This window comes from Shewanella salipaludis (genome assembly GCF_012911865.1).
Classification (GTDB): domain Bacteria; phylum Pseudomonadota; class Gammaproteobacteria; order Enterobacterales; family Shewanellaceae; genus Shewanella; species Shewanella salipaludis.
In genome coordinates this window covers 39,179-59,658 of sequence record NZ_JAAXYH010000009.1, presented here as the reverse complement: position 1 = coordinate 59,658, position 20,480 = coordinate 39,179, and the positions used below count along the sequence as shown (strand labels likewise).

At 53.0% G+C, this 20,480-nt stretch carries 15 protein-coding genes; 7 read left to right on the top strand and 8 right to left on the bottom strand.

Translation table 11 applies throughout. The features are described 5' to 3' along the window. Nucleotides 1–10 precede the first annotated feature (10 nt). From HC757_RS12870 to prmB, 5 genes are all read right to left on the bottom strand, one after another. Nucleotides 11–280: a YfcL family protein gene (locus tag HC757_RS12870; protein WP_169564785.1), complete on the bottom strand. Its 270-nt coding sequence runs from the start codon at nt 278–280 to the stop codon at nt 11–13. Beyond that, the gene (locus tag HC757_RS12865; protein WP_169564784.1) at nt 274–1,434 is read right to left on the bottom strand and encodes an ATP-NAD kinase family protein; all 1,161 of its coding nucleotides are present in this window, start codon (nt 1,432–1,434) and stop codon (nt 274–276) included. The genes HC757_RS12870 and HC757_RS12865 overlap by 7 nt, the downstream gene beginning before the upstream one ends. A gap of 65 nt (nt 1,435–1,499) precedes the next feature. Beyond that, nucleotides 1,500–2,666 (bottom strand): MFS transporter, encoded by a 1,167-nt coding sequence (locus tag HC757_RS12860; protein ID WP_169564783.1) that lies wholly within the window; start codon nt 2,664–2,666, stop codon nt 1,500–1,502. Next, a complete protein-coding gene (gene aroC, locus HC757_RS12855) occupies nt 2,666–3,760 on the bottom strand; it encodes a chorismate synthase (protein WP_169564782.1) in 1,095 nt (364 codons plus the stop codon). Before aroC ends, HC757_RS12860 begins: the two co-directional genes overlap by 1 nt. Nucleotides 3,761–3,853: 93 nt before the next feature. After that, entirely contained in the window at nt 3,854–4,798 is a 945-nt protein-coding gene (gene prmB, locus HC757_RS12850) for a 50S ribosomal protein L3 N(5)-glutamine methyltransferase (protein WP_169564781.1), read from the bottom strand. A gap of 79 nt (nt 4,799–4,877) precedes the next feature. Here prmB and smrB point away from each other — a divergent pair, with 79 nt between their 5' ends. Next, complete coding sequence (gene smrB / locus HC757_RS12845; protein ID WP_169564780.1) at nt 4,878–5,408, top strand: endonuclease SmrB; 531 nt, start codon at nt 4,878–4,880, stop codon at nt 5,406–5,408. Nucleotides 5,409–5,540: 132 nt separating this feature from the next. On the opposite strand, the gene sixA is transcribed toward smrB, so the two are convergent. Then, nucleotides 5,541–6,011 carry a phosphohistidine phosphatase SixA gene (gene sixA, locus HC757_RS12840; RefSeq protein ID WP_169564779.1) on the bottom strand — a complete coding sequence of 157 codons (471 nt, stop codon included), beginning with the start codon at nt 6,009–6,011 and terminating at the stop codon, nt 5,541–5,543. A 178-nt stretch (nt 6,012–6,189) separates the two neighbouring features. On the opposite strand from sixA, the gene HC757_RS12835 reads away from it, so the two are divergent. The 4 genes from HC757_RS12835 to HC757_RS12820 all read left to right on the top strand — a co-directional run bounded on the left by HC757_RS12835 (nt 6,190) and on the right by HC757_RS12820 (nt 14,749). Continuing rightward, nucleotides 6,190–8,979, top strand: coding sequence for an insulinase family protein (locus tag HC757_RS12835; protein WP_169564778.1), 2,790 nt, complete (start codon nt 6,190–6,192; stop codon nt 8,977–8,979). 265 nt (nt 8,980–9,244) lie between these two features. Continuing rightward, entirely contained in the window at nt 9,245–13,522 is a 4,278-nt protein-coding gene (locus HC757_RS12830; RefSeq protein WP_169564777.1) for an EAL domain-containing protein, read from the top strand. Between the two features lie 69 nt (nt 13,523–13,591). After that, the gene (locus HC757_RS12825; protein WP_342343069.1) at nt 13,592–14,212 is read left to right on the top strand and encodes a hypothetical protein; all 621 of its coding nucleotides are present in this window, start codon (nt 13,592–13,594) and stop codon (nt 14,210–14,212) included. Between the two features lie 372 nt (nt 14,213–14,584). Further along, entirely contained in the window at nt 14,585–14,749 is a 165-nt protein-coding gene (locus HC757_RS12820; protein WP_169564776.1) for a hypothetical protein, read from the top strand. A gap of 128 nt (nt 14,750–14,877) precedes the next feature. Here HC757_RS12820 and fadJ read toward each other — a convergent pair whose 3' ends face one another. Together fadJ and fadI are read right to left on the bottom strand one after the other, a co-directional pair. Next, complete coding sequence (fadJ, locus tag HC757_RS12815) at nt 14,878–16,998, bottom strand: fatty acid oxidation complex subunit alpha FadJ (protein WP_169564775.1); 2,121 nt, start codon at nt 16,996–16,998, stop codon at nt 14,878–14,880. Between the two features lie 17 nt (nt 16,999–17,015). Beyond that, nucleotides 17,016–18,326 (bottom strand): acetyl-CoA C-acyltransferase FadI, encoded by a 1,311-nt coding sequence (gene fadI, locus HC757_RS12810; protein ID WP_169564774.1) that lies wholly within the window; start codon nt 18,324–18,326, stop codon nt 17,016–17,018. A 251-nt stretch (nt 18,327–18,577) separates the two neighbouring features. On the opposite strand from fadI, the gene HC757_RS12805 reads away from it, so the two are divergent. Beyond that, nucleotides 18,578–19,534 (top strand): AAA family ATPase, encoded by a 957-nt coding sequence (locus tag HC757_RS12805; RefSeq protein ID WP_169564773.1) that lies wholly within the window; start codon nt 18,578–18,580, stop codon nt 19,532–19,534. 15 nt (nt 19,535–19,549) lie between these two features. Then, the gene (locus HC757_RS12800) at nt 19,550–20,479 is read left to right on the top strand and encodes a DUF58 domain-containing protein (RefSeq protein WP_169564772.1); all 930 of its coding nucleotides are present in this window, start codon (nt 19,550–19,552) and stop codon (nt 20,477–20,479) included. Nucleotide 20,480 lies beyond the last annotated feature (1 nt).

Below are 20,480 nucleotides of genomic sequence, written 5' to 3'. Positions count from 1 at the left end.
GTCGCGATGTTCAAGCGGCGATACGTTGGCGCAGTTGGGCCCAGGCCTGCTCGACCAAGCCATAGTCAGCGTCATTGAGCTCCCGGTTGGCGAGCTCGAGGCAATCGATCATCTTGAGTTCAAGGGCTGCCAGATCGCTGCTCCCGTCGGTTTCCAGCTGTGCCAATACCACGGCCACATGGCCCTGCAGATAGCCGCAGGCAAACAGGGCGTCATCGTCCCCTTCGCCGACCACACTGGTGATCCATTGCTCCAAGGCGCTCTCGTATTTCTCTAACATTGGTTGCCACTCTCCACGCTGTTGTCACTGTCCACAAGATCCGGGTTGCCCACCTGATACATCACATAATCATGGTACCCGGTGACAATTTTATAGTAGCCGCCAAGCTCACTATCTAATTCAGGGTCGCCACTATCCACAATTAGCGGTCGTCCTTCAAGTGCTTTCAGCTTAGATTTTGTCGCCAGAATGATAATGTTGTCTCTGCCGATACGGCGGATAAGCGCCGGTGACAGCTGCTGATTGCCCCGCCCCAGGATATGCCCCTGCCCTCCTATGAGGGTGATGACCAACTTGGTGGCTTGATGTTCTGTAAGCTCAAGCAGGGCGTCCGCGGTTAAATCTGCGCCAATAAGCTGTTGATTCTGGATGACATCGACGCCGAGTAAGGTATTGTCTATGCCAAGTTCCTGCATCACGGCGGCGACCGTGCTGCCAGAGCCCATGATGTAATATTCATCATTCATCTGCTCTATCACGTCGGCGGCGATATCGGCGAGCACCATCTCATCGACTTCCTTGCCACCCATCTTCACCGCCTGCACATATCTGGGCTCGGCCGGTACCAGCATCTCGCCATAGCGTTTGGCCCTGACATTGCCTTGCCTGAAAGCCACTTCGTCGATATCCATCACGTCGGCCTGCATCAGGCTGACCAGCTCGCCGTCGAGCAACATCTTGACCACCAGGCCCGCCGCCTTGGGGGTGATGCCATAGACACCCGAGTGTATTTTCACGCCGGCCGGCACCCCAAGCACGGGCAAGTGCTCGTCCACCACGGCATACACGTCCCGAGCCGTGCCATCGCCACCGGCGAACAACAGGAGATCCAAGGGCTCGGCCGCCAAGGCCCGCACCAACGCCTGGGTATCGTCGGCCTGGGTATGCTCCGGACTTTGGTAGACCACGCGGACCTTGAATCCCAGCTCCCTGGCCACGGTTTCACCCATGTCCCCGGAGGCGGTCACGATTTCCAGTTCGGCACTATAATCCCTGACCATCTCCAGCGCCTGTGCCATCCGCAACGGCGCCTTGGGGCTGGCCCCCAGTGCCAAGGCATCCGCGGCTACGCCGTCACTGCCCTTGAGACCAACACTGCCGCCTAAACCGGCCAGGGGATTGATGAGCAACCCCAAACGAAAGCGTACCGTCATGATTTACCTCTTCACGTGAATATTCTTACTACGACAACATGGTCAGTGCCCAGCGGACATGATGATCACCTGGGCCTCTTATCCTGGCTATCGGGGATAGCCAGCACCGCCAGCATGGACGCAGCGGCACAAGCGGCGGCGAAGACCCAGCTCCAGACGGCGCCCGAGCCATCGCCCCAGATCAGGCCACAGAGCCAAGTGCCCAAGGCACCGCCGACACCGAAACTCAGGCTGGCATACAAGGCCTGGCCCTGACTGCGATGGCTCACCTCGAAGTGCCGATGCACAAACTGGATAGAGGCGGCATGGGTCAGGCCGAAGGTGAAGGCATGCAGCAGCTGACTCAGCCCCAGCCACAAGATGCTGTCGACGCCAAAGGCTACCAATAGCCAGCGCAGCGCAGTCAGGCCTATGCTGAGCACCAGCAAGGCCTTGACCCCATGGCGACTCAATAATCTGGGGGCAAACAGGAACATGACAATTTCGGCCACCACCCCGAGGGCGACGAACAGCCCGGCAATGGCCTCGGAATAGCCCGCCTGCTTAAGGTACAGAACGAAGAAACCGTAAAAAGGGCCGGCGCTCATCTGCAGCAACAGGGCCGACAACAGAAACCACAGCAGGGACTTATCCCAGTTGAGCTTGCTGCGCTCGGTCGCCCGCTGTACCGAGGCACGATCGGCGGGCAGCGGCAAGGCGCTGGCCAACATGCCGATGAATAATGCCATGCCGATGAAAGGCAAAACCTCGGGGCCCCAGTGGCCTATGGCGAAGCCGCCACCCACCACCAGGCAGATATAGCCGCCGCTGCCCCAACTGCGAATGCTGCCGTAACGGCCGGCATTTTCGCCCAGGGTTTCCAGGGTGATGACCTCCAGCTGGGCCAGAATGGCATTCCAGAAGAAGGTATAGACCGCCAGGCTGATGGCCAGATACCAGAAACCGCCGTGATAGAAGAAGGTCAGATAACTGATGGCCGCCGCTGCCGCGCCCAGTTTTATCAGCTCGGCGCGCATCCCGCTGCGGTCTGCGACCCTGGCCCAGACATTGGGCGCTATGATGCGGGTCGCCATCAAAATGGCGAGCAGGAAGCCAATCTCCTGGGCGTTGAAACCGCGATTCTCGAAGAATACCCCCAAATAGGGCACCATGACGCCGAGAATCGAGAAGAAAAAGAAATAACAGGCACGGAGCCAGCGCAATTGCCGCTCGGTGTTGACTATCGCGGCCATTAACGCATTCCGATGACTGGAGTCTGACTCTGTACGTCCTGATTTTGTGCCCTATGGCGCAGCAAGTGGTCCATCAGCACTATGGCCAACATGGCTTCGGCTATGGGCACGGCGCGGATCCCGACACAGGGATCGTGACGCCCCTTGGTGACGACTTCGGCCGTCTCCCCCTGGGCGGTCATGCTCTGACCCGGAACGCTGATGCTGGAGGTAGGTTTGAGTGCGATGTGAGCCACTATCGGCTGACCCGAGGAGATCCCCCCCAGAATGCCACCGGCATGGTTGGACTCGAAACCCTGTGGCGACATCAGATCCCTATGCTCCGAGCCCTTCTGGTTGACCACGGCGAAACCATCGCCGATCTCGACCCCTTTGACTGCATTGATGCCCATGAGGGCATGGGCTATGTCGGCATCGAGCCTGTCGAACACTGGCTCACCCAGGCCGACCGGCACTCGAGTGGCAATCACAGTGATCTTGGCGCCGATGGAATCCCCGGACTTTTTCAGCTCGCGCATGTATTCGTCCAGCGCCGCCAGCTTGCTGGCATCGGGGAAGAAGAAGGCATTCTGTTCTATCTGGGCCAAATCTATCTGCTCGGCACAGATGGGCCCGAGCTGCGACATATAGCCGTGGATGTCTATGCCATGGACTTGCTTGAGGTATTTTTTCGCTACTGCGCCGGCAGCCACCCGCATGGCAGTTTCACGGGCGGATGAGCGCCCACCGCCACGATAGTCGCGCAGGCCGTATTTCTGCTGGTAGGTGTAATCTGCGTGTCCCGGACGGAACAGGTCTTTGATGTTGGAGTAGTCCTGGCTGCGCTGATCGGTATTTTCGATCAACAAACCTATGGAGGTACCCGTGGTCTTGCCCTCGAATACCCCGGAAAGCACCCTGACCTGGTCCGGCTCACGCCTGGCCGTGGTATAGCGTGAGGTACCAGGGCGGCGGCGGTCGAGATCCTGCTGCATGTCGGCTTCGGTCAGTGCCAACCCCGGAGGGCAACCGTCTATGATGCATCCCAATGCCACACCGTGACTCTCACCGAAGGTTGTCACTACAAAGTTCTGACCAATACTGTTTCCCGACATCCGTTTGTACACCTCAGATTATAAACTTAACACCCCAAGTCACGGCCCCGGGCCGGACGCCAAGCCCGTCGGCCGCAACCGACGGGCCTGGTATTATTCACTATCTTTATAGATGGCGAACAGTGATTGATTTTCAACTAGCTGATCATAGGTCAACACGAACACCCCATCACCGCCATGTTCGAAGCTCACCCAGGTGAAGGGCACTTCGGGGTATTGCTCGATCAGATGCACCATGGAATTGCCCACTTCCACCACCAGCAAACCTGTTGGCGTCAGGTAGTCGGCGGCATTGGCGAGAATGCGCTTGGTCAAATCCAGGCCGTCACGGCCGGAAGCCAAACCTATGGCGGGTTCATGATGATACTCGTCCGGCATCTCGTCTATGTCCTGCGCATCCACATAAGGGGGATTGGAGACGATGAGATCGTACTGGGGTCCCTTGGGGATGGCGGAAAACAAGTCGGACTGGATGGGATAGACCCTATCCATCACGCCTAAGGTCTCGACGTTGATCTGCGCCACATCCAATGCATCTTCACTGATATCCAGCGCATCGACTTCGGCATCCTCAAATTCATAGGCGCAGGCGATGGCGATGCAGCCGCTGCCGGTGCAGAGATCCAGAATGCGATGAACCGGCTTGTTATACAACCAGGGGCCGAAACGGTTGGCGATCATCTCGGCTATGGGTGAGCGTGGTACCAACACCCTTTCATCGACGAAGAATTCCAACCCGGCGAACCTGGCCTTGTTGGTAAGATAAGGCACCGGCAGACGTTCGCGCACCCGGCGGATGATGAGCTCGACAATCTTGTGTTTTTCGCTGCTGGTCAGGTTACTGTGGATCACTTGCTGACCCAGTTCATCCGGCAGATGCAGGGCGTGAAACACCAGGGCTATGGCTTCATCCCAGGCGTTATCCGTGCCATGGCCATAATAGATGTTGGCATCGTTGAAACGACTCACGGCCCAACGCAACATATCGCCAATCGTCCGCAACTCGGTGACGGCTTCATCAACAAAAATCTTATCCAAAACGTGCTCCCGCTAGATTGTTCGCCAACATTGTAACTGAAGTCTATTCAGATGGCATAGGATTCAATAGAATACCCCAATGAATAAAGATCACGACCCGGAAGGCTTGGCGATGTTTTCTGCGCTGATTGAAGGCATCAGACCTATCAAGCAGGACAAGCGTCATTTTCGCGAGCCATTAAAAACCAAACAGCAAGTCGAGCAGCAAGAGCGTCAGCTGCATGCCGACAGCTATTTTTCGGATACTTATCAGCCGCTGCTCCCCGTCGATGGCCCGATACGCTGGTTGAATGAAGGCATAGACAGCCTGGAGTTGAAGCGCTTGCGCCGCGGTGACTACCAGCCGGATCTGCTGCTGGACCTGCACGGCTATCGCCAGTCGGAAGCCAAACTGGAATTGGCCGCCTTGATCCAGGCCTGCGTCAAGCAGCAAAGTCTCTGCTGCTGCGTGATGCATGGTTACGGCAGCGGCATTCTCAAACAGCAAGTGCCCATGTGGCTGGCACAACACCCCAAGGTCAAGGCCTTTCACCAGGCGCCCAGAGAATGGGGCGGCGATGCGGCGTTATTGGTGTTGATCGACATTGGCGAGCAGCCCCATAGGCGCTGAGCCTCCTACCCTCATTAGCTCACACCTAAGTATCCACTCACACCCAAGCATCGGTTCACACAAAAAAAGCGCATCCGGAAGAATGCGCTTTTCTTAAACAGAGGCAGGCCTGCGCCCTTTTCGCTGGTAGGGTCAACTTATGCTATGGGGGGCATGTTGCCAGACTATGGAGGCCTGTTCGGCATGCTTGTCTATCAGGGTAATGCCTGAGGTGGCGAAGATAGGCGGCTCGACACCCGCGACCAGTTCACTGACCATATACCCGAGCAGCGGCATGTGAGCGATCACCAACACCTTGTCTGCCTTGTATTGCTCGGCATAGGCCAACACCAAGTCGGCGGCCTTGCCGGGTTCTGCCGCCGGGGTCAATTCGTCCAATACCAGCCACTTTCTCGGCTCGGGAAAGTGTTTGCTCACCTCCTGCCATGTCTGCTGCGCACGTAAGTAAGGACTGACCAGGACCAGATCGAATGCATTCACGTTGCGGGTCAGCCAGTTGCTCATGATGCCTGTATGGTGGCGGCCGGTCTCGGTTAAAATACGTTCTCTGTCTGATTGAGCATGATAACCCGCTTCCCCATGTCTCATTAAAAATAGCTGCATACGTTTCTCGTGACGTTAGTTATTTTTGTTGTATCCCTTTAATCCCAATTGTAGCCCTAAAAAGCGTTTGAACAAACCATCAAAGACCTAATCTTTAGTCGATAAACACAAGAGATATTTGCTAAAAAACCTCAAGGCTATCACTATATAAAAAGCTATCTACAATGGAGCCTCATCCTTGTCCAACTCCCAGTCTGTTTATAAGAGTCCCAACGACCACCGCCACTACCGCTATCTGCAACTGGACAATGCCCTGAGGGTGTTGTTGGTAGAAGACTGTCATGCCAGTCAGGCCGCGGCCGCCATGGCCGTCGGTGTAGGTCACTTTGATGATCCCCTTGACAGACCCGGAATGGCCCATTTTCTGGAACATATGCTGTTTCTGGGCACGGACAAGTTTCCCGACTCGGGCGAGTATCATGCCTTCATCAACCAACATGGTGGCAGCAATAATGCCTGGACGGGCACAGAGCATACCAACTTCTTTTTCACCATCAATGCCGAGGTGTTCGAGGCGGCGCTGGACAGATTCAGCCAGTTCTTCATCGCCCCGAAGTTCGACCTCGATTTGGTCGAGCGCGAGCGTCAGGCGATAGAATCTGAATTCAGTCTCAAGCTGAAAGACGATATCCGCCGCATCTACCAGGTCCAGAAGGAAACGGCCAACCAGGCGCATCCTTTTGCCAAGTTTTCGGTTGGTAACCTAACCACGCTGGCGGGCAGTCAGGCGGAAATTCGCGCCGAATTGTTGACCTTTTACCTGACCCACTACAGCGCCAACCTGATGACCCTATGCCTGGTATCCCCGGCCCCCCTGGATGAGCAGCAGGCATTGGCCGAAGGCTATTTTGGCGGCATCCACAATCTGAGGCTCACCAAGAGCTATCCGGACGTCCCTCTCTACGGCCCTGACGAGCTGCAACGCCAGATCCAAGTGATCCCGCTCAAGGAGCAGAAACGCCTCACCATGAGTTTCAATCTGCCTGGCATAGATTCATTCTATAAGCGCAAACCCTTGACCTTCATCAGCCACTTGCTGGGCAATGAGAGTCCCGGCAGCCTCTTGTCTTACCTCAAGGACAGGGGACTGGCGGACAACCTCTCCGCCGGTGGCGGCATCAACGGCTACAACTTTAAAGACTACAACATCAGCTTCCAGCTGACGGATAAGGGACTGGCCGATACAGATACCCTGATAACCGCCTGCTTCGAATATATCCGGCTGATCGCCACCCAAGGACTGGAGGATTGGCGCTATCTGGAGCGGGCCAACCTGCTCAAGATGGCCTTCAGATACCAGGAGCAGATAAAGGCACAAGATCTCGCCAGTCACCTGAGCATCAACATGCACCATTATGAGGTCGCAGATCTGCTCTATGGCGACTATCGCATGGATGGTTTGGACAAAGCCGAGGCCTTGTCCCTGTTGGCCATGTTGACTCCAGAGAACATGCGGCTGCAACTCATAGCCAGGGAGTTGGATACTGATCAACAGGCGGCCTGGTATCACACCCCTTATCAAATCAGGCCCATTGCCTCCGATGCCCTGGCAAGCTGGCATGTGACAAGGATTCGCCCGGAACTTAAGCTGCCTGAAGTTAATCCTTTCATCGTCGCCGAATCCGTGGCGCGCCCGGATAAGAGCCAGGCCCGAGTGCCGGTGATCGTCAGCGAAACCGAGAGCTACCGCATCTGGCATAAGAAAGACGATGAATTCAATGTCCCCAAGGGGCACCTGTATCTGTCGCTGGACTCGGAACAGGCCAGCATAACGCCAAGGCACGCGGCCCTGACCCGCCTCTATGTCGAGATGTTGCTGGATTACCTGACCGAACCCACCTACCAGGCCGAGGTCGCTGGCTTAAGCTACAATATTTATCCTCATCAGGGCGGCATCACCCTGCATTTGACCGGCTTCACCGGCAACCAAGAAACCCTGCTGGCATTGCTGATCCACAAGGCCCGTGAGCGTAAGTTCACCCAAGATCGCTTCAAGCTGATAAAACGTCAGCTACTGCGCAGTTGGGGCAATGTCGCCCAGGCCAAGCCCATTTCTCAACTTTTCACCAGTTTGACTGTGACCCTGCAGAAACGCAGCTACGAGCCGCTGCGGATGGCCGAAATGCTGGAAGACATCAGCCTGGAAGATCTCCACGACCATGTGCGCGCCTTCTACGACAAGATTTATCTCGAAGGCCTGGTCTATGGTGACTGGTTGGTCAGCGAGGCGCAGGCGCTGGGCGACAGATTGAGCCAGATCCTGGCACTGGTGTCCAAGCCCAGTCCAGAGTCCGCCAGAGAGTTGGTCAATCTGACGGGGGCTGGCACACTGCTGCGGGAATTGGCGATAACGCACCAAGACAGCGCCATCATAGTCTATTATCAATCGGCCGCCGCCACCCCGGAGAAGATGGCCCTGTTCAGCTTGCTCAATCATACTATGTCATCGACCTTCTTCCATGAACTCAGGACCGAGAAACAGCTGGGTTATATGGTGGGCACAGGCTACCTGCCGCTGAACCGACATCCGGGAATGATCTTCTATATCCAGTCCCCCACCACGGGACCCAGGCAACTGCTGGAGGCCATAGATGAGTTCATCGCCGACTTCAATTATGCCGTGCTGCAGATCACCAATGAGCAATGGGAAGCGACCAAGGAAGGCCTGATCAACCAAGTGATGGAGCATGACGCCAACCTCAAGACCCGCAGCCAGAGATATTGGGTCAGTGTCGGCAACCGGGATTACCAATTTAACCAGCGGGAGCTGGTGGTCGCCGAAATCGCCAAGCTGACCCGAGCGGATCTGCTCAAATTCATGATGCGCAAGATGCGCACCAAACACAGTGACCGCCTGGTACTCTTCAGCAACGGCGAGCAACACAGGCATTTGGAACCCTTGACCTCGGCGAGCATGATCAACGATTTGCGGCAGTTCAAGCTGCAGAGCGAAAAGTTTGATTTTTAGCCAAATAACCGAGCCTTCATCTCGCACCCCGAATAGATAGGCCAGGAATAATACAGGCATTGGCCTTTAAAACGCGGCAGCAACATGCAGAAGGCATCTATCGTCACTGCAACGGCAGAAACATGTCAAATTGCACACATTTGGCCCATATAAACGTGATTAAACAAGATTTATCGCCACAGCCTTTGACAAACAGCTAACTTTCTGAAAAAGTGAGGTTAATAACTTGTTTCATGGCATCCTCGGATAACAACAAAGAATAATTATGCCTAGAATCTTCTATCAGTTCTGCTTATCACTCCTTTTGCTATCACTCCCTTCTTTGGCACTGTCTGAAACTTCGCCTATGAAAAACTCACAGGTTTTGCTCCAGAGCGAAGCTTTTGGCGTTCAAGAAGGCTTATCCCAAAGCACCATAACCTCCATGGTAGAAGACAAGCATGGCTACCTCTGGATTGGTACAGTCAGCGGTCTCAATCGTTTCGATGGGAAAACATTCAAATATTTCTTAGCTGGATCAAAAAGCGGTCTTCAAAGCTCATTTATTCAGAGTCTAGCGATAATAGACAATATTTTATATGTTGGAACAGATGACGGTTTAAGTCGTTATGATGAAAAATTGGATAAATTCACAAGAATTCAAAGTTTAGACCAAGCAACATGGTCCTTGAACTCTGCAGGTGAAAATATAATAGTTGGAAGTAACAATTCCATAATCGAAATAAATAAAAACACATTAAACATAGCAAAGACAATATCCAACGAACTTTTCGACAGTGTCAAAAAAGTATTGGATATTGATGATTTCTATATAGTGAGAAATCATGATGGCTCAATTATATCCTTCAACAAAAAAAGTAAAAAAGCTAAACAAATTTTAAGTCATTCATTAGACATTGCAAAAATAAACAATGAAACAACAATTTTTTCAGAACATGGGATATCTAAATTAAACATTAAAACTCAAACTCTGAGTGAAATAAAAAAAATAAAAATCGAAGGAATATCAACCAGCGAAAAAACTATCATCTCAAATAAGAACATGTTGTATTATCTGAATGAGTTTGACTTTTCTACTACTCTCTTAGGTAAATATGAAACTATGTCATCATATTCACCACCAGTTTTATATCAAGGCAAACAAAAAATTCTAGTTTCACTTCTCAATTCCGGGTTTATTTCTATAGGATTGAACAACAATCTTGTAGAACACATCAATACAAACAGTAACAACATTTGGTCACTGCATAAAAACGACAACGAATTGATTATTTCTGATGGTTCTGAGTCAATAACAATTTTTAACACAACTAATAATGAGTTTAAAGAAATACCTACAAAAATAAAAAATATCACTTCAGCGGTTATAAAGGATGACACCTTATTTATAGGAAGTAGGAGCGGACTTTTTTCTATATCGCTTTCGAGTGGCATAAAGGAGAATTTAAGTAATGACAATATATCTGTCATCTCAACAATAAAAGGTAATGAAATAATTTATGGGACAAATGATTTTCATGTTGTATGGTTTGATTTAGAAACAAAAAAATCATTAAAAACCATTAAAATTAAAAAAGATCTACCTATTTTCAGCATAAAAGATGCCTACAATGGTGTGCTGTACATAGCAACACAAGGAGGATTAATAGAGTTAAGAAATGGAGAACAAAATGTTATTTATGAAGATGACATAGTTTACAGCGTAAATAAGTTTAATGACTCAATATATTTTGGCACTAGTAAATCAATACTCTCCTACAACATCAAAACAAAGAAAACAAATGAACTATATAGCGGAGAAAACCCAATATATTCAATCTCGGTAGACGATATAGGAAACTTATCCGCCTCATCAATCAATGAGATAATAGTTCAAAATGGGACAAAATACTATAGGGTAACAACCGACTTTGGTAGCCAAATAGAATACAATACAAACAGTGGAGAATTTATTGACGGCAAGTTTTACTTTGGAGGCTTAGATGGTTTGAGCGCAATAAGCAAAGAGCGTGTTTATAAATATGTACAAAATACGTTAATAACAACCATTTTAAATGACTTGCTAGTTTTTAATGTCAGCCAACCGATTGATAGTAACATACTAAGTAAATCCATCACCTATGCAGAACAAATAAATTTAAAGTATTCAGACTATCCTTTTACACTAAAATTCAGTTCACCAGCATCCGATAGCAAAAAAATTGAATACTATTATAAGATGTCAGGCCTGTCGGACGACTGGATAGCCGATAAAGGCAATGATTCAGCAACTTACACCAACTTGTCGCCAGGGAAGTACATATTCAATGTTTATGGTGTGAATCCACTGAGTGGAAAACCAGGACCGACGCACTCTTTAGTAGTCAATATAACGCCTCCATGGTGGTTATCGACCATGGCAAAATTAATATATGTTTTAATCACAATATTGCTAACAGTGACCATAATAAAAACAATATTACGTCGTCGAAAAATACAAAAACAAATTGCAACCAGTGAAGAACGACTCAAGCTGTCTCTGTGGGGCAGCGGCGATGAGATGTGGGACTGGGACATAGAGACTGGAAAGATCTATCGCTCCAACATTTGGGGCTCACTCGAATTTCCCCGCGACGGCCACAGGGCCGGGGCATCCGATGAAGAAAGTAATATCCATCCTGTGGATCAACAACGCGTTCGCGAAGCGTTGAGCGATCATTTCAAAGGCACAACGGATCATTTCGAAGTCGCCTATAGGGTTAAAGGTAAGGCCAATGAATGGGTATGGATATTGGACAGGGCCAAAATTGTCGAGCGGGACGAGCAGGATAACCCACTGCGGATGACTGGCACCATAAAGAACATCAGTAATTTCAAGCAGGCAGAAGAACAGCTACGCCTGTTCGAACGTGCCATAGAAAACATTTCCGAAGGCATGTTCATTCTCGACGACCAATATCGCTTCGTTGAAGTTAACGATGCCTGCTGTACTATTTCTCAACGAACCCGCACCGATTTCATCGGCGAATTGCTGCATTTCGAACGCTATCCCGACAGCTTCTCGGATCAAATCAGGCAGATGCTGAAACAACAGGGCCGCTGGAGCAATGATGTAGAGGCCAGCAAAGGCCATGATGACAGCTTCCTGATGGAACTGACTATCGATGCCATCTATGATGAGCAGGGTGAGTTGTCACACTATGTCGGGGTATTTTCCGATATTTCCCGCCGCAAGCAACAGGAAGAAGAGTTGAGAAAACTCACCAACAACGATTTATTGACGGGACTGCCTAACCGCTCCAATCTACAGGTCACTTTGAGTCATTTAGTCAAGAAAGACACTCACCACACGCTAATGGTGCTGGATCTCGACAACTTCAAGAAGATCAACGACTCCTTGGGTCATCAGATTGGCGATGATCTGTTGCGCCTGGTTGCCGAACGCATTCAGGCCAGCATTCCAACCCATACCAGTGTCTACCGCCTCGGTGGCGATGAATTCGCCGTCTTGATAGACAAAAATCCCGACATAGGCTCGAGTGCCGCGATAGCCAATCAGTTGATCGAAGGCTTCAAACGAAGCTTCGATATTCAACAAGAGAGCCTGGTGATAGGCGTCAGCATAGGCATAGTCCTCTACCCTGAAGATGAGCAAAACGAGCAAGCCTTATTACGTAAGGCCGACATCGCCATGTACCATGCAAAATCGGCCGGGGGCAACAGGTATCAATTCTTCTCCGAATCCCTCAACCGCAACGCCATCAGGCAGTTGGAAATAGAGAACCTTATCCGTGAAGGATTGAAAGAAGACTATTTCGAGGTCTATTACCAACCCAAGGTCGACGTGAAACTGGGCAAGATAGCCGGTATGGAGGCGCTGGTCAGGCTCAAGCACCCCTCTCTCGGCCTCATCCCTCCCAATGATTTTATACCACAGGCCGAAGAAAACGGCCTGATCGTCGAGATCGGCGATCTGGTACTGCGTAAAGCCTGCTTCGCGGCGCAGAAATGGCGCGAACAAGGACTGTTTAGCGGCAGGGTGGCCGTCAATTTGTCGTCACGTCAGTTTGCCCTACCCGATCTTCAGCAAAGGATTGAGTCAATTTTACGACTCACCAAGCTACCCGCCTGTCATTTGGAGCTGGAGATCACCGAAGGCACGGTCATCAAACAGCCTGAGGTGGCCATCAAGGTCATGCAACAACTGGCCAAGATGGGCATCAGCCTGTCGCTGGACGACTTCGGCACGGGCTATTCTTCCCTGTCCTACCTCAAGCGCTTTCCCATACACACGCTGAAGATCGATAAGGCCTTCGTCGACGATATAGACAAGTCCGACAGAGATCTCAAGATGGTGGATTCCATCATTACCATAGCCCACAACATGGGACTGTCGGTGGTGGGTGAAGGCGTCGAAGAGTCCTCACAGCTCAATATATTAAGAGCCCTAAATTGCGAAGAAATACAAGGATTTATATTCAGCAAGCCGATTCCGGAAGTCGATTTTACCGCCTTGTTGCAGCGAGATGCGAGCAGCATGCCGGATCGAAAAATAAACACTTAAATCATTTCCCTGATCATTAGGTTAAACATTGGCACAACATCTGCATATATACCAGCAAATGTTAATTCAGTGTCAAAAATTAAACTAACCAGAGAGATTATCAAAATGATTAAGGGAATAATTACCGCTGTAGCTATAGCTTCGACTGCCACTTGCTTTGCTTCTGCAAATTTTAATTCTTATCAAACAACTTCGGCTGTAAATCTGACTGCTGCGCCCAACATCAAGGTCAAACCCCTCGAACTGGCAGCCGCGCCCAACTTCAAGGTCAAACCCCTTGAAGTGGCAGCCGCGCCCAACATCAAGATCAAACCCCTCGAACTGGCAGCCGCGCCCAACATCAAGGTCAAGCCTGTCGAACTGGCAGCCGCGCCCAACATCAAGGTCAAGCCTGTCGAACTGGCAGCCGCGCCCAACATCAAGGTCAAGCCTGTCGAACTGACAGCCGCACCCAACATCAAGGTCAAGCCCCTTGAACTGGCAGCCGCGCCCAACATCAAGGTCAAACCTCTCGAACTGGCAGCCGCGCCCAACATCAAGATCAAACCCCTCGAACTGGTAGCTGCGCCCAACATTAAGGTCAAACCCCTCGAACTGGCAGCCGCACCCAACATCAAAGTCAAGCCTGTCGAACTGGCAGCCGCGCCCAACATTAAGGTCAAGCCTGTCGTACTGGCAGCTATCGCTTAACGACACTTTTGAGGAGAATGATTATGTTTAAATCAATCAAGAGAGCCTTAGGATTTGCCAAGCCTGCCCGCAAGAAAGTGCAGTTGCCTGCCGGCCTCAACCGTCTCGAAGTGGTGCCGGCCAAGATCTGGTGGAACTGACAGCGAACCAACAAACGGGTTTAGCCGAGTCATATAATTTGATATCCAAGCATTAACATGAAACGCGCAATAAAAAAGAGAGCCAAGCTCTCTTTTTTATTGCGCGCTCTATGGGCCTCTGACGCTCTAACACTCTGTGCTGGCATCGAAGGATTTAGTGCAGCGCTTGTAGGCTAAGTGCTTATGAGTATTGAATAAGGGATAAGCAACCGGCCCCAACAAGGCCCCCAGGATGAACCAACGTTTGACTGGCAAGCCGGCACAAAAAGCCGCATTACCAAGAAATAATCCAAAACCTGCCAGGCCCATGATTAAGATAAACAGCACTCATCACCTCGTATTTTTACTGGCCCAGTCCTTAGCCGACATCATTATCATTCACGGCTATGCGCCGTAAAACTGCACGATATTCTAACCTAGTCCAACGCAAGTTGTGAGCGTTTTTTAGGCGGCACTCTTGCTGCAGGCATAAAAAACGGCAATTTAATGCCGTTTTTTTAAGCTTCTACATGATGTTAAGCCGGATTAGAAGAAACGTTCCCCACTCTCAGCCATGGCCTTCAGGCGCTCACAGGGCGCGAATCTATCACCGAATTGCTTGCTGTACCCCTCGAGGATAGCGACCAGCTTGTCCGCTCCCAGGCTATCTATGTAATGGAATGGTCCGCCCAGGAAAGGCGGGAAACCGATACCGAAGATGGCGCCTATGTCGCCATCGCGGGCAGAGGCGATGATCCCCTCCTCCAGGCAGCGCACGGCTTCGTTGAGCATTTGCACCACGCAGCGCTCCGCGACCGCAGCGGCAGCCTTGTTGGCCCCCGGGGTAATGCCCAGCACGCCATAGACAGTCTCATCCACCGGCTTAATCTTCTTGCTGTTGTTGGCATATTGATAGAAGCCTTTGCCATTCTTGCGCCCTTTCCTGCCGTCTGCCAGCAGCTTGTCGAAGGCGGCCGGCGCCTTGAAGCGCTCGCCCAGCTCTTTTTCCAGGATGGGGGAGATCTTGGCGCCTACGTCTATGCCGACTTCATCGAGCAGGGTCATTGGGCCCACCGGGAAGCCAAACTTCACCAGCGCCTTATCCAGATGCTCGACGCTCTGGCCTTCGAGCAGCAGCTGCGCCGCCTCATTCATGTACAGCGCCAGGATACGATTGACGTAGAAACCTGCACCATCTTGTACCACTATCGGCGTCTTGCCTTGTTTGCGGGCGAAGGCCACTGTGGTCGCTATTGTCTCTGGCGAGGTCTTGGCGTGGGCTATCACTTCCACCAGCGGCATCTTCTCCACCGGTGAGAAATAATGCAGGCCTATGACATTTTCCGGCCGGCTCGCCGCCTCGGCAATCTGACTTATGGGCAGAGACGAAGTGTTGGAGGCGAAAATTGTCTGCTCGCCGCACTCACGCTCTATGTCTCTGACCATCTGATGCTTGAGGGCCAAGTCTTCGAACACTGCCTCGACCACTATGTCGGCATCCTTGACGCCTGTGTATTCTGTGGTAGTGGTCATCAGTGCCATCAGGCTGTCACGGGCGGCAGGCGTCATGTGGCGGCGCTTGACGCCTTTGTCGAGCAGCTTGTAGGCATAGGCCAGTGCATTGCTCAGGCCCTTGTCGTTGATGTCCTTCACCCGCGCCGGGATCTTGGCCTTGGTGGTCGTCACCGAGGCGATGCCGCCGCCCATCAGGCCGCCGCCGAGCACCACGGCCTTTTTCACCTTACGGGGTTCGACCCCAGGGGCACCGGTTTCTTTCTTCATCTCAGTGGTAGCGAAGAAGATGCTGCGCAGCGCCGCCGACTCTTTAGACATCATCAGCTCGGCAAAATGACTGGCCTCGACCTCGAGTCCCTGCGCCATGCCTCTGGCCATGCCCTGACGCACACAGTCGATGATCTTCAAGGGCGCAGGATAATTCCCCTGGGTCTTCTTCAGTACTTGTTTCGCCGCCTGATCGAAGATGATGTTGCGCCCGAGGGCCGTGCCTTCGAGCAGCTTGTTGACCAGCGACTTATTCACAACTTTGGACTGACGTTTACCGGCCAGCGCCATCTCCACCGCGGTGCGCAGCAAGATAGACTCGGGCACCATATCGTTCACCAAGCCCATTTTCAGTGCTTGCTTGGGACGTATCTGTTTGCCGGTCAGCATCATGTCCAGGGCCGTGGTGATCCCCACCAAACGAGGCAGTCTCTGGGTACCGCCGCCCCCCGGCAACAGCCCAAGTTGCACCTCAGGCAGCCCCAGCATGGTCTTGTTATCGTCGCTGCATACCCTTAAATGACAGGCCAGCGCCAGCTCCAGGCCACCGCCGAGACAGGCACCATGAATGGCGGCAACCACAGGAATGTTCAGCCCCTCGAGCTCGGCGAATACCTTATGTCCCTGCTGCGACAAGGCCTTGGCATCGGCGACCGTTTGGCAGGCATCAAGCATGGAAATGTCGGCCCCGGCCACGAAAGAGTCCGGCTTGCCGGAAATCAACACCAAGCCGCGAATGCTGCCATCTGCCTTGATCTCCTGCAATAAACCGGAGATCTCGTCGGCAAATGCCGACTTGAGGGTATTCATTGTCTCACCTGGTACGTCCATGGTGAGTATTGCAACGCCGTCATCGCGGCGGCTCAAACTGAAGGTCTTTTCCATGCTTATTTCCATATTCATTACTCCACCTCCACTATCATGGCTACACCCAAACCACCGGCGGCGCAGGCGGTTGCCAGGCCGGTACCGCCGCCGCGACGCTTCAACTCACGACATACCTGAGTGATGAGACGGGTGCCCGTGGCCGCAAAGGGGTGGCCGTAGGCCAGCGAGCCGCCGAGGACGTTGAACTTGCTCATGTCGATTTCGCCTATGGCGCGATTGCGACCGAGTTTCTCTTCGGCAAATTTCTTCGAGCCGAACATCTGCATGTTCGCCAGCGTCTGAGCGGCGAAGGCTTCGTGCATCTCGATAAGTGTCAGGTCTTCCAGCTCCATGCCGGCGCGCTTCAATGCCAGCGGCGTCGCATAGGAAGGCCCCATCAGCATGTCTTGCCATACATCTATGGCACTGAAGGCATAGCTCTTGATGTAGCCTATGGGCTGATAACCCAGCGCCTTGGCACGGCCTTCGCTCATGAGAATGATGGCCGAGGCGCCATCGGTCAGCGGCGTGCTGTTGGCCGCCGTCACAGAACCATGCTTGCGGTCGAAGGCCGGCCGCAGCTTGGCGTAGGACTCGAGCACAGAGTTTTCTCTTATGTTGTTGTCGCGATCGATAAATTGCTTGTAGGGCGGCACATGGGCCGTCATGACTTCGTCACGCAGATGACCCGAGGCCCAAGTTTGGGTCGCCAGGGTATGGGATCTGTGTGCCAGCGCATCCTGATCCGCGCGGCTGATGTTATAGGTCTTGGCCATCTGTTCGGCGGTCTGCCCCATGGACAGGCCGGTGGAGTACTCGGCAACCGCGGGCGGCACAGGCAACAGATCTTTCAGGCCAAGACGACGGAAGATCGCCAGCTTCTGACCGAAACTGCGGGCCTTGTTAAGATCGACCAGCGCATGGGCCAGTTTCTTGGACACGCCGATAGGCAACACGGATGAGGAGTCGGCGCCGCCGGCCAGACCTATCTCTATGTTGCCCGTCATGATGGACTCGGCCACATTCACCGCAGATTGAAAGCTGGTGGCACAGGCGCGGGTGACACTGTAGGCGTCCGTAGCGACATTCATGCCGGTACCCAAGACGATTTCACGGGCTATGTTGGGCGCCGCTGGCATCTGGACCACCTGGCCATAGACCAGCTGCTCTATCAGCTTAGGATCCAGTTCCGAACGCGCCAGCAGCTCATTGACCACCATCTTGCCCATGTCCAATGCCGACACCCCATGAAAGGCGGTCGCTTGTTTGGCGAAGGGCGTTCTCAAGCCGGCCACAATCGCAATGCGCTCGCCTCTGGCGTTGGTTACCTGTTGTCTGTCACTCATTTGTCACCCTCTTTATGTGCGCTATCGCCTTGTTAATTAAGCGGCGCTGTCGATTTCCATGCTTGACCTGCACTCTTGCTGCTCAATGCTCAGCTATAACAGGTCTGACCATTAAAGTGTGATCCGATTCTAACTTCTTGTCGACAAGTTTAAAACACCTGTTTGTTTTTTTAACACTAGCCAAACCCGGAGGGAATTATTTACCATAACAGTTGTCTACAGCCATCACAGTCAATAAAACGAGTAGCATCATGCCTTTGAGTCGATTTCATGCATTACGAGCTTATTTAAACCAGGTTGTTTTAGGGCAGCCAGTTCTGACCGAAAATCTGCTTATCGCCTTGATTGCCAATGGCCATCTGTTGGTCGAGGGCCCTCCTGGGCTGGCCAAGACCCGCGCCGTCAAGGCCCTGTGTGACGGGGTCGAGGGGGATTTCCACCGCATTCAGTTCACCCCGGATCTGCTGCCGGCGGACTTGACCGGCACCGACATCTACCGCGCCCAGACAGGCACCTTCGAATTCGAGGCCGGTCCCATATTCCATAACCTGATCCTGGCCGATGAGATCAACCGTGCTCCGGCCAAGGTACAGTCGGCGCTGCTCGAAGCCATGGCCGAAGGCCAGGTCACGGTCGGTAAAAACAGCTACAAGTTGCCCCCTCTGTTCCTGGTGATGGCGACCCAGAACCCGCTGGAAAACGAAGGCACCTACCCCCTGCCCGAGGCCCAGCTGGACCGCTTCCTGATGCACTTGAATCTGGATTATCCGAGCGCCGAAACCGAATTTGAGATATTGCGTCAATCCCGCCGCGAAGCCCTGAGTCATGAGCTGCCGCAGATGGATCCCATAGCCCAGAAAGACGTGTTTGCCGCCAGGGATGAGGCCATGGAGATCTACCTTGCCGAACCGCTGGAGAAATACCTGGTCGAAATCGTCATGGCGACCCGCCAGCCCCAGCGTTACAGCGACGAGCTGGCCAAATGGCTCGACTATGGCGTCAGCCCCAGAGCCACCATCTCGCTGGAGCGCTGCGCCCGCGCCCGCGCCTGGCTCAACGAGCGCGACTTCGTTTCCCCCGAAGACATACAGGCGGTGGCCCCCAACGTGCTCAGACATAGACTCTTGCTCAGCTACCAGGCTCAGGCCGAAGGCGTGAGTCCGGATCGGGTGATAAGCCACATCCTCAACCTAGTGGCAGTCCCTTAGCGCCGGTAAATAGATATGAGTAATACCTTACTGCCTTTATTCGCCGACGGCCTGCACTTGTGTGAGCGGGAACTGCTGGCGTGCCAGAATATCGCCCGCGCCCTGCCCGAGCGCCATAGTCGTGCCCGCGCCAACCAGGCCGGCCACAGGAGCAGCCTGCTCAAGGGCCGCGGCATGGAGTTTGCCGAGGTGCGCCATTATCAGAATGGCGACGATGTGCGCACCATAGACTGGCGCGTCACGGCCCGTACCGGTCAGGCCCATACCAAACTCTTTGTCGAGGAGCGTGAACGCCCTATTCTGTTATTGCTGGATCTCAGTCACAGCAGTTACTTCGGCTCCAGCCTGCTGCTGCAATCCGTGCAGGCGGCACATCTGGCGACCACCCTGGGCTGGAATGCCATCAACCATGGAGACCGGCTCGGCGCCTTGATCGCCACAGAGACAGAGCATGTGGAGCTCAAGCCCCGCAGCCGGCGTCAGGGCATATTGCAGCTGATCTCGGCGCTGGTACGGGTACACGCCAACCAGCTCAAGCAATTGGATGCAGGCCAGAACGATCCCGGGCATATTTTCCGCGCCTGCCAGCGCTTGCAACGCATCGCCAAACCTGGCTCGCTTATCTGGATCATCAGCGATGGCGCCCACTTCTCCGACGCCTGTCTGGCACCATTGACTGAGTTGAAGCGCCATTGCGACATAGGCGCCTTCCTGGTCACAGATCCCCTGCGCCAGGGCACCTTGCCACTGCCGAAACACTTCCGGCTACCCGTGCGTGACGGCAATAAAAACCTGACTCTGACCCGTCGCAGCTACGATGCCTGGCTGACGGAACAAGCGATGCAGCAGCAGGGCTTTATCGATATGATGCAACAACTCAAGGTCCGCACCCGCAGGCTCGATGCCGGCATGCTACTGGCCGACCAACTGGAATCATTACGTTAAC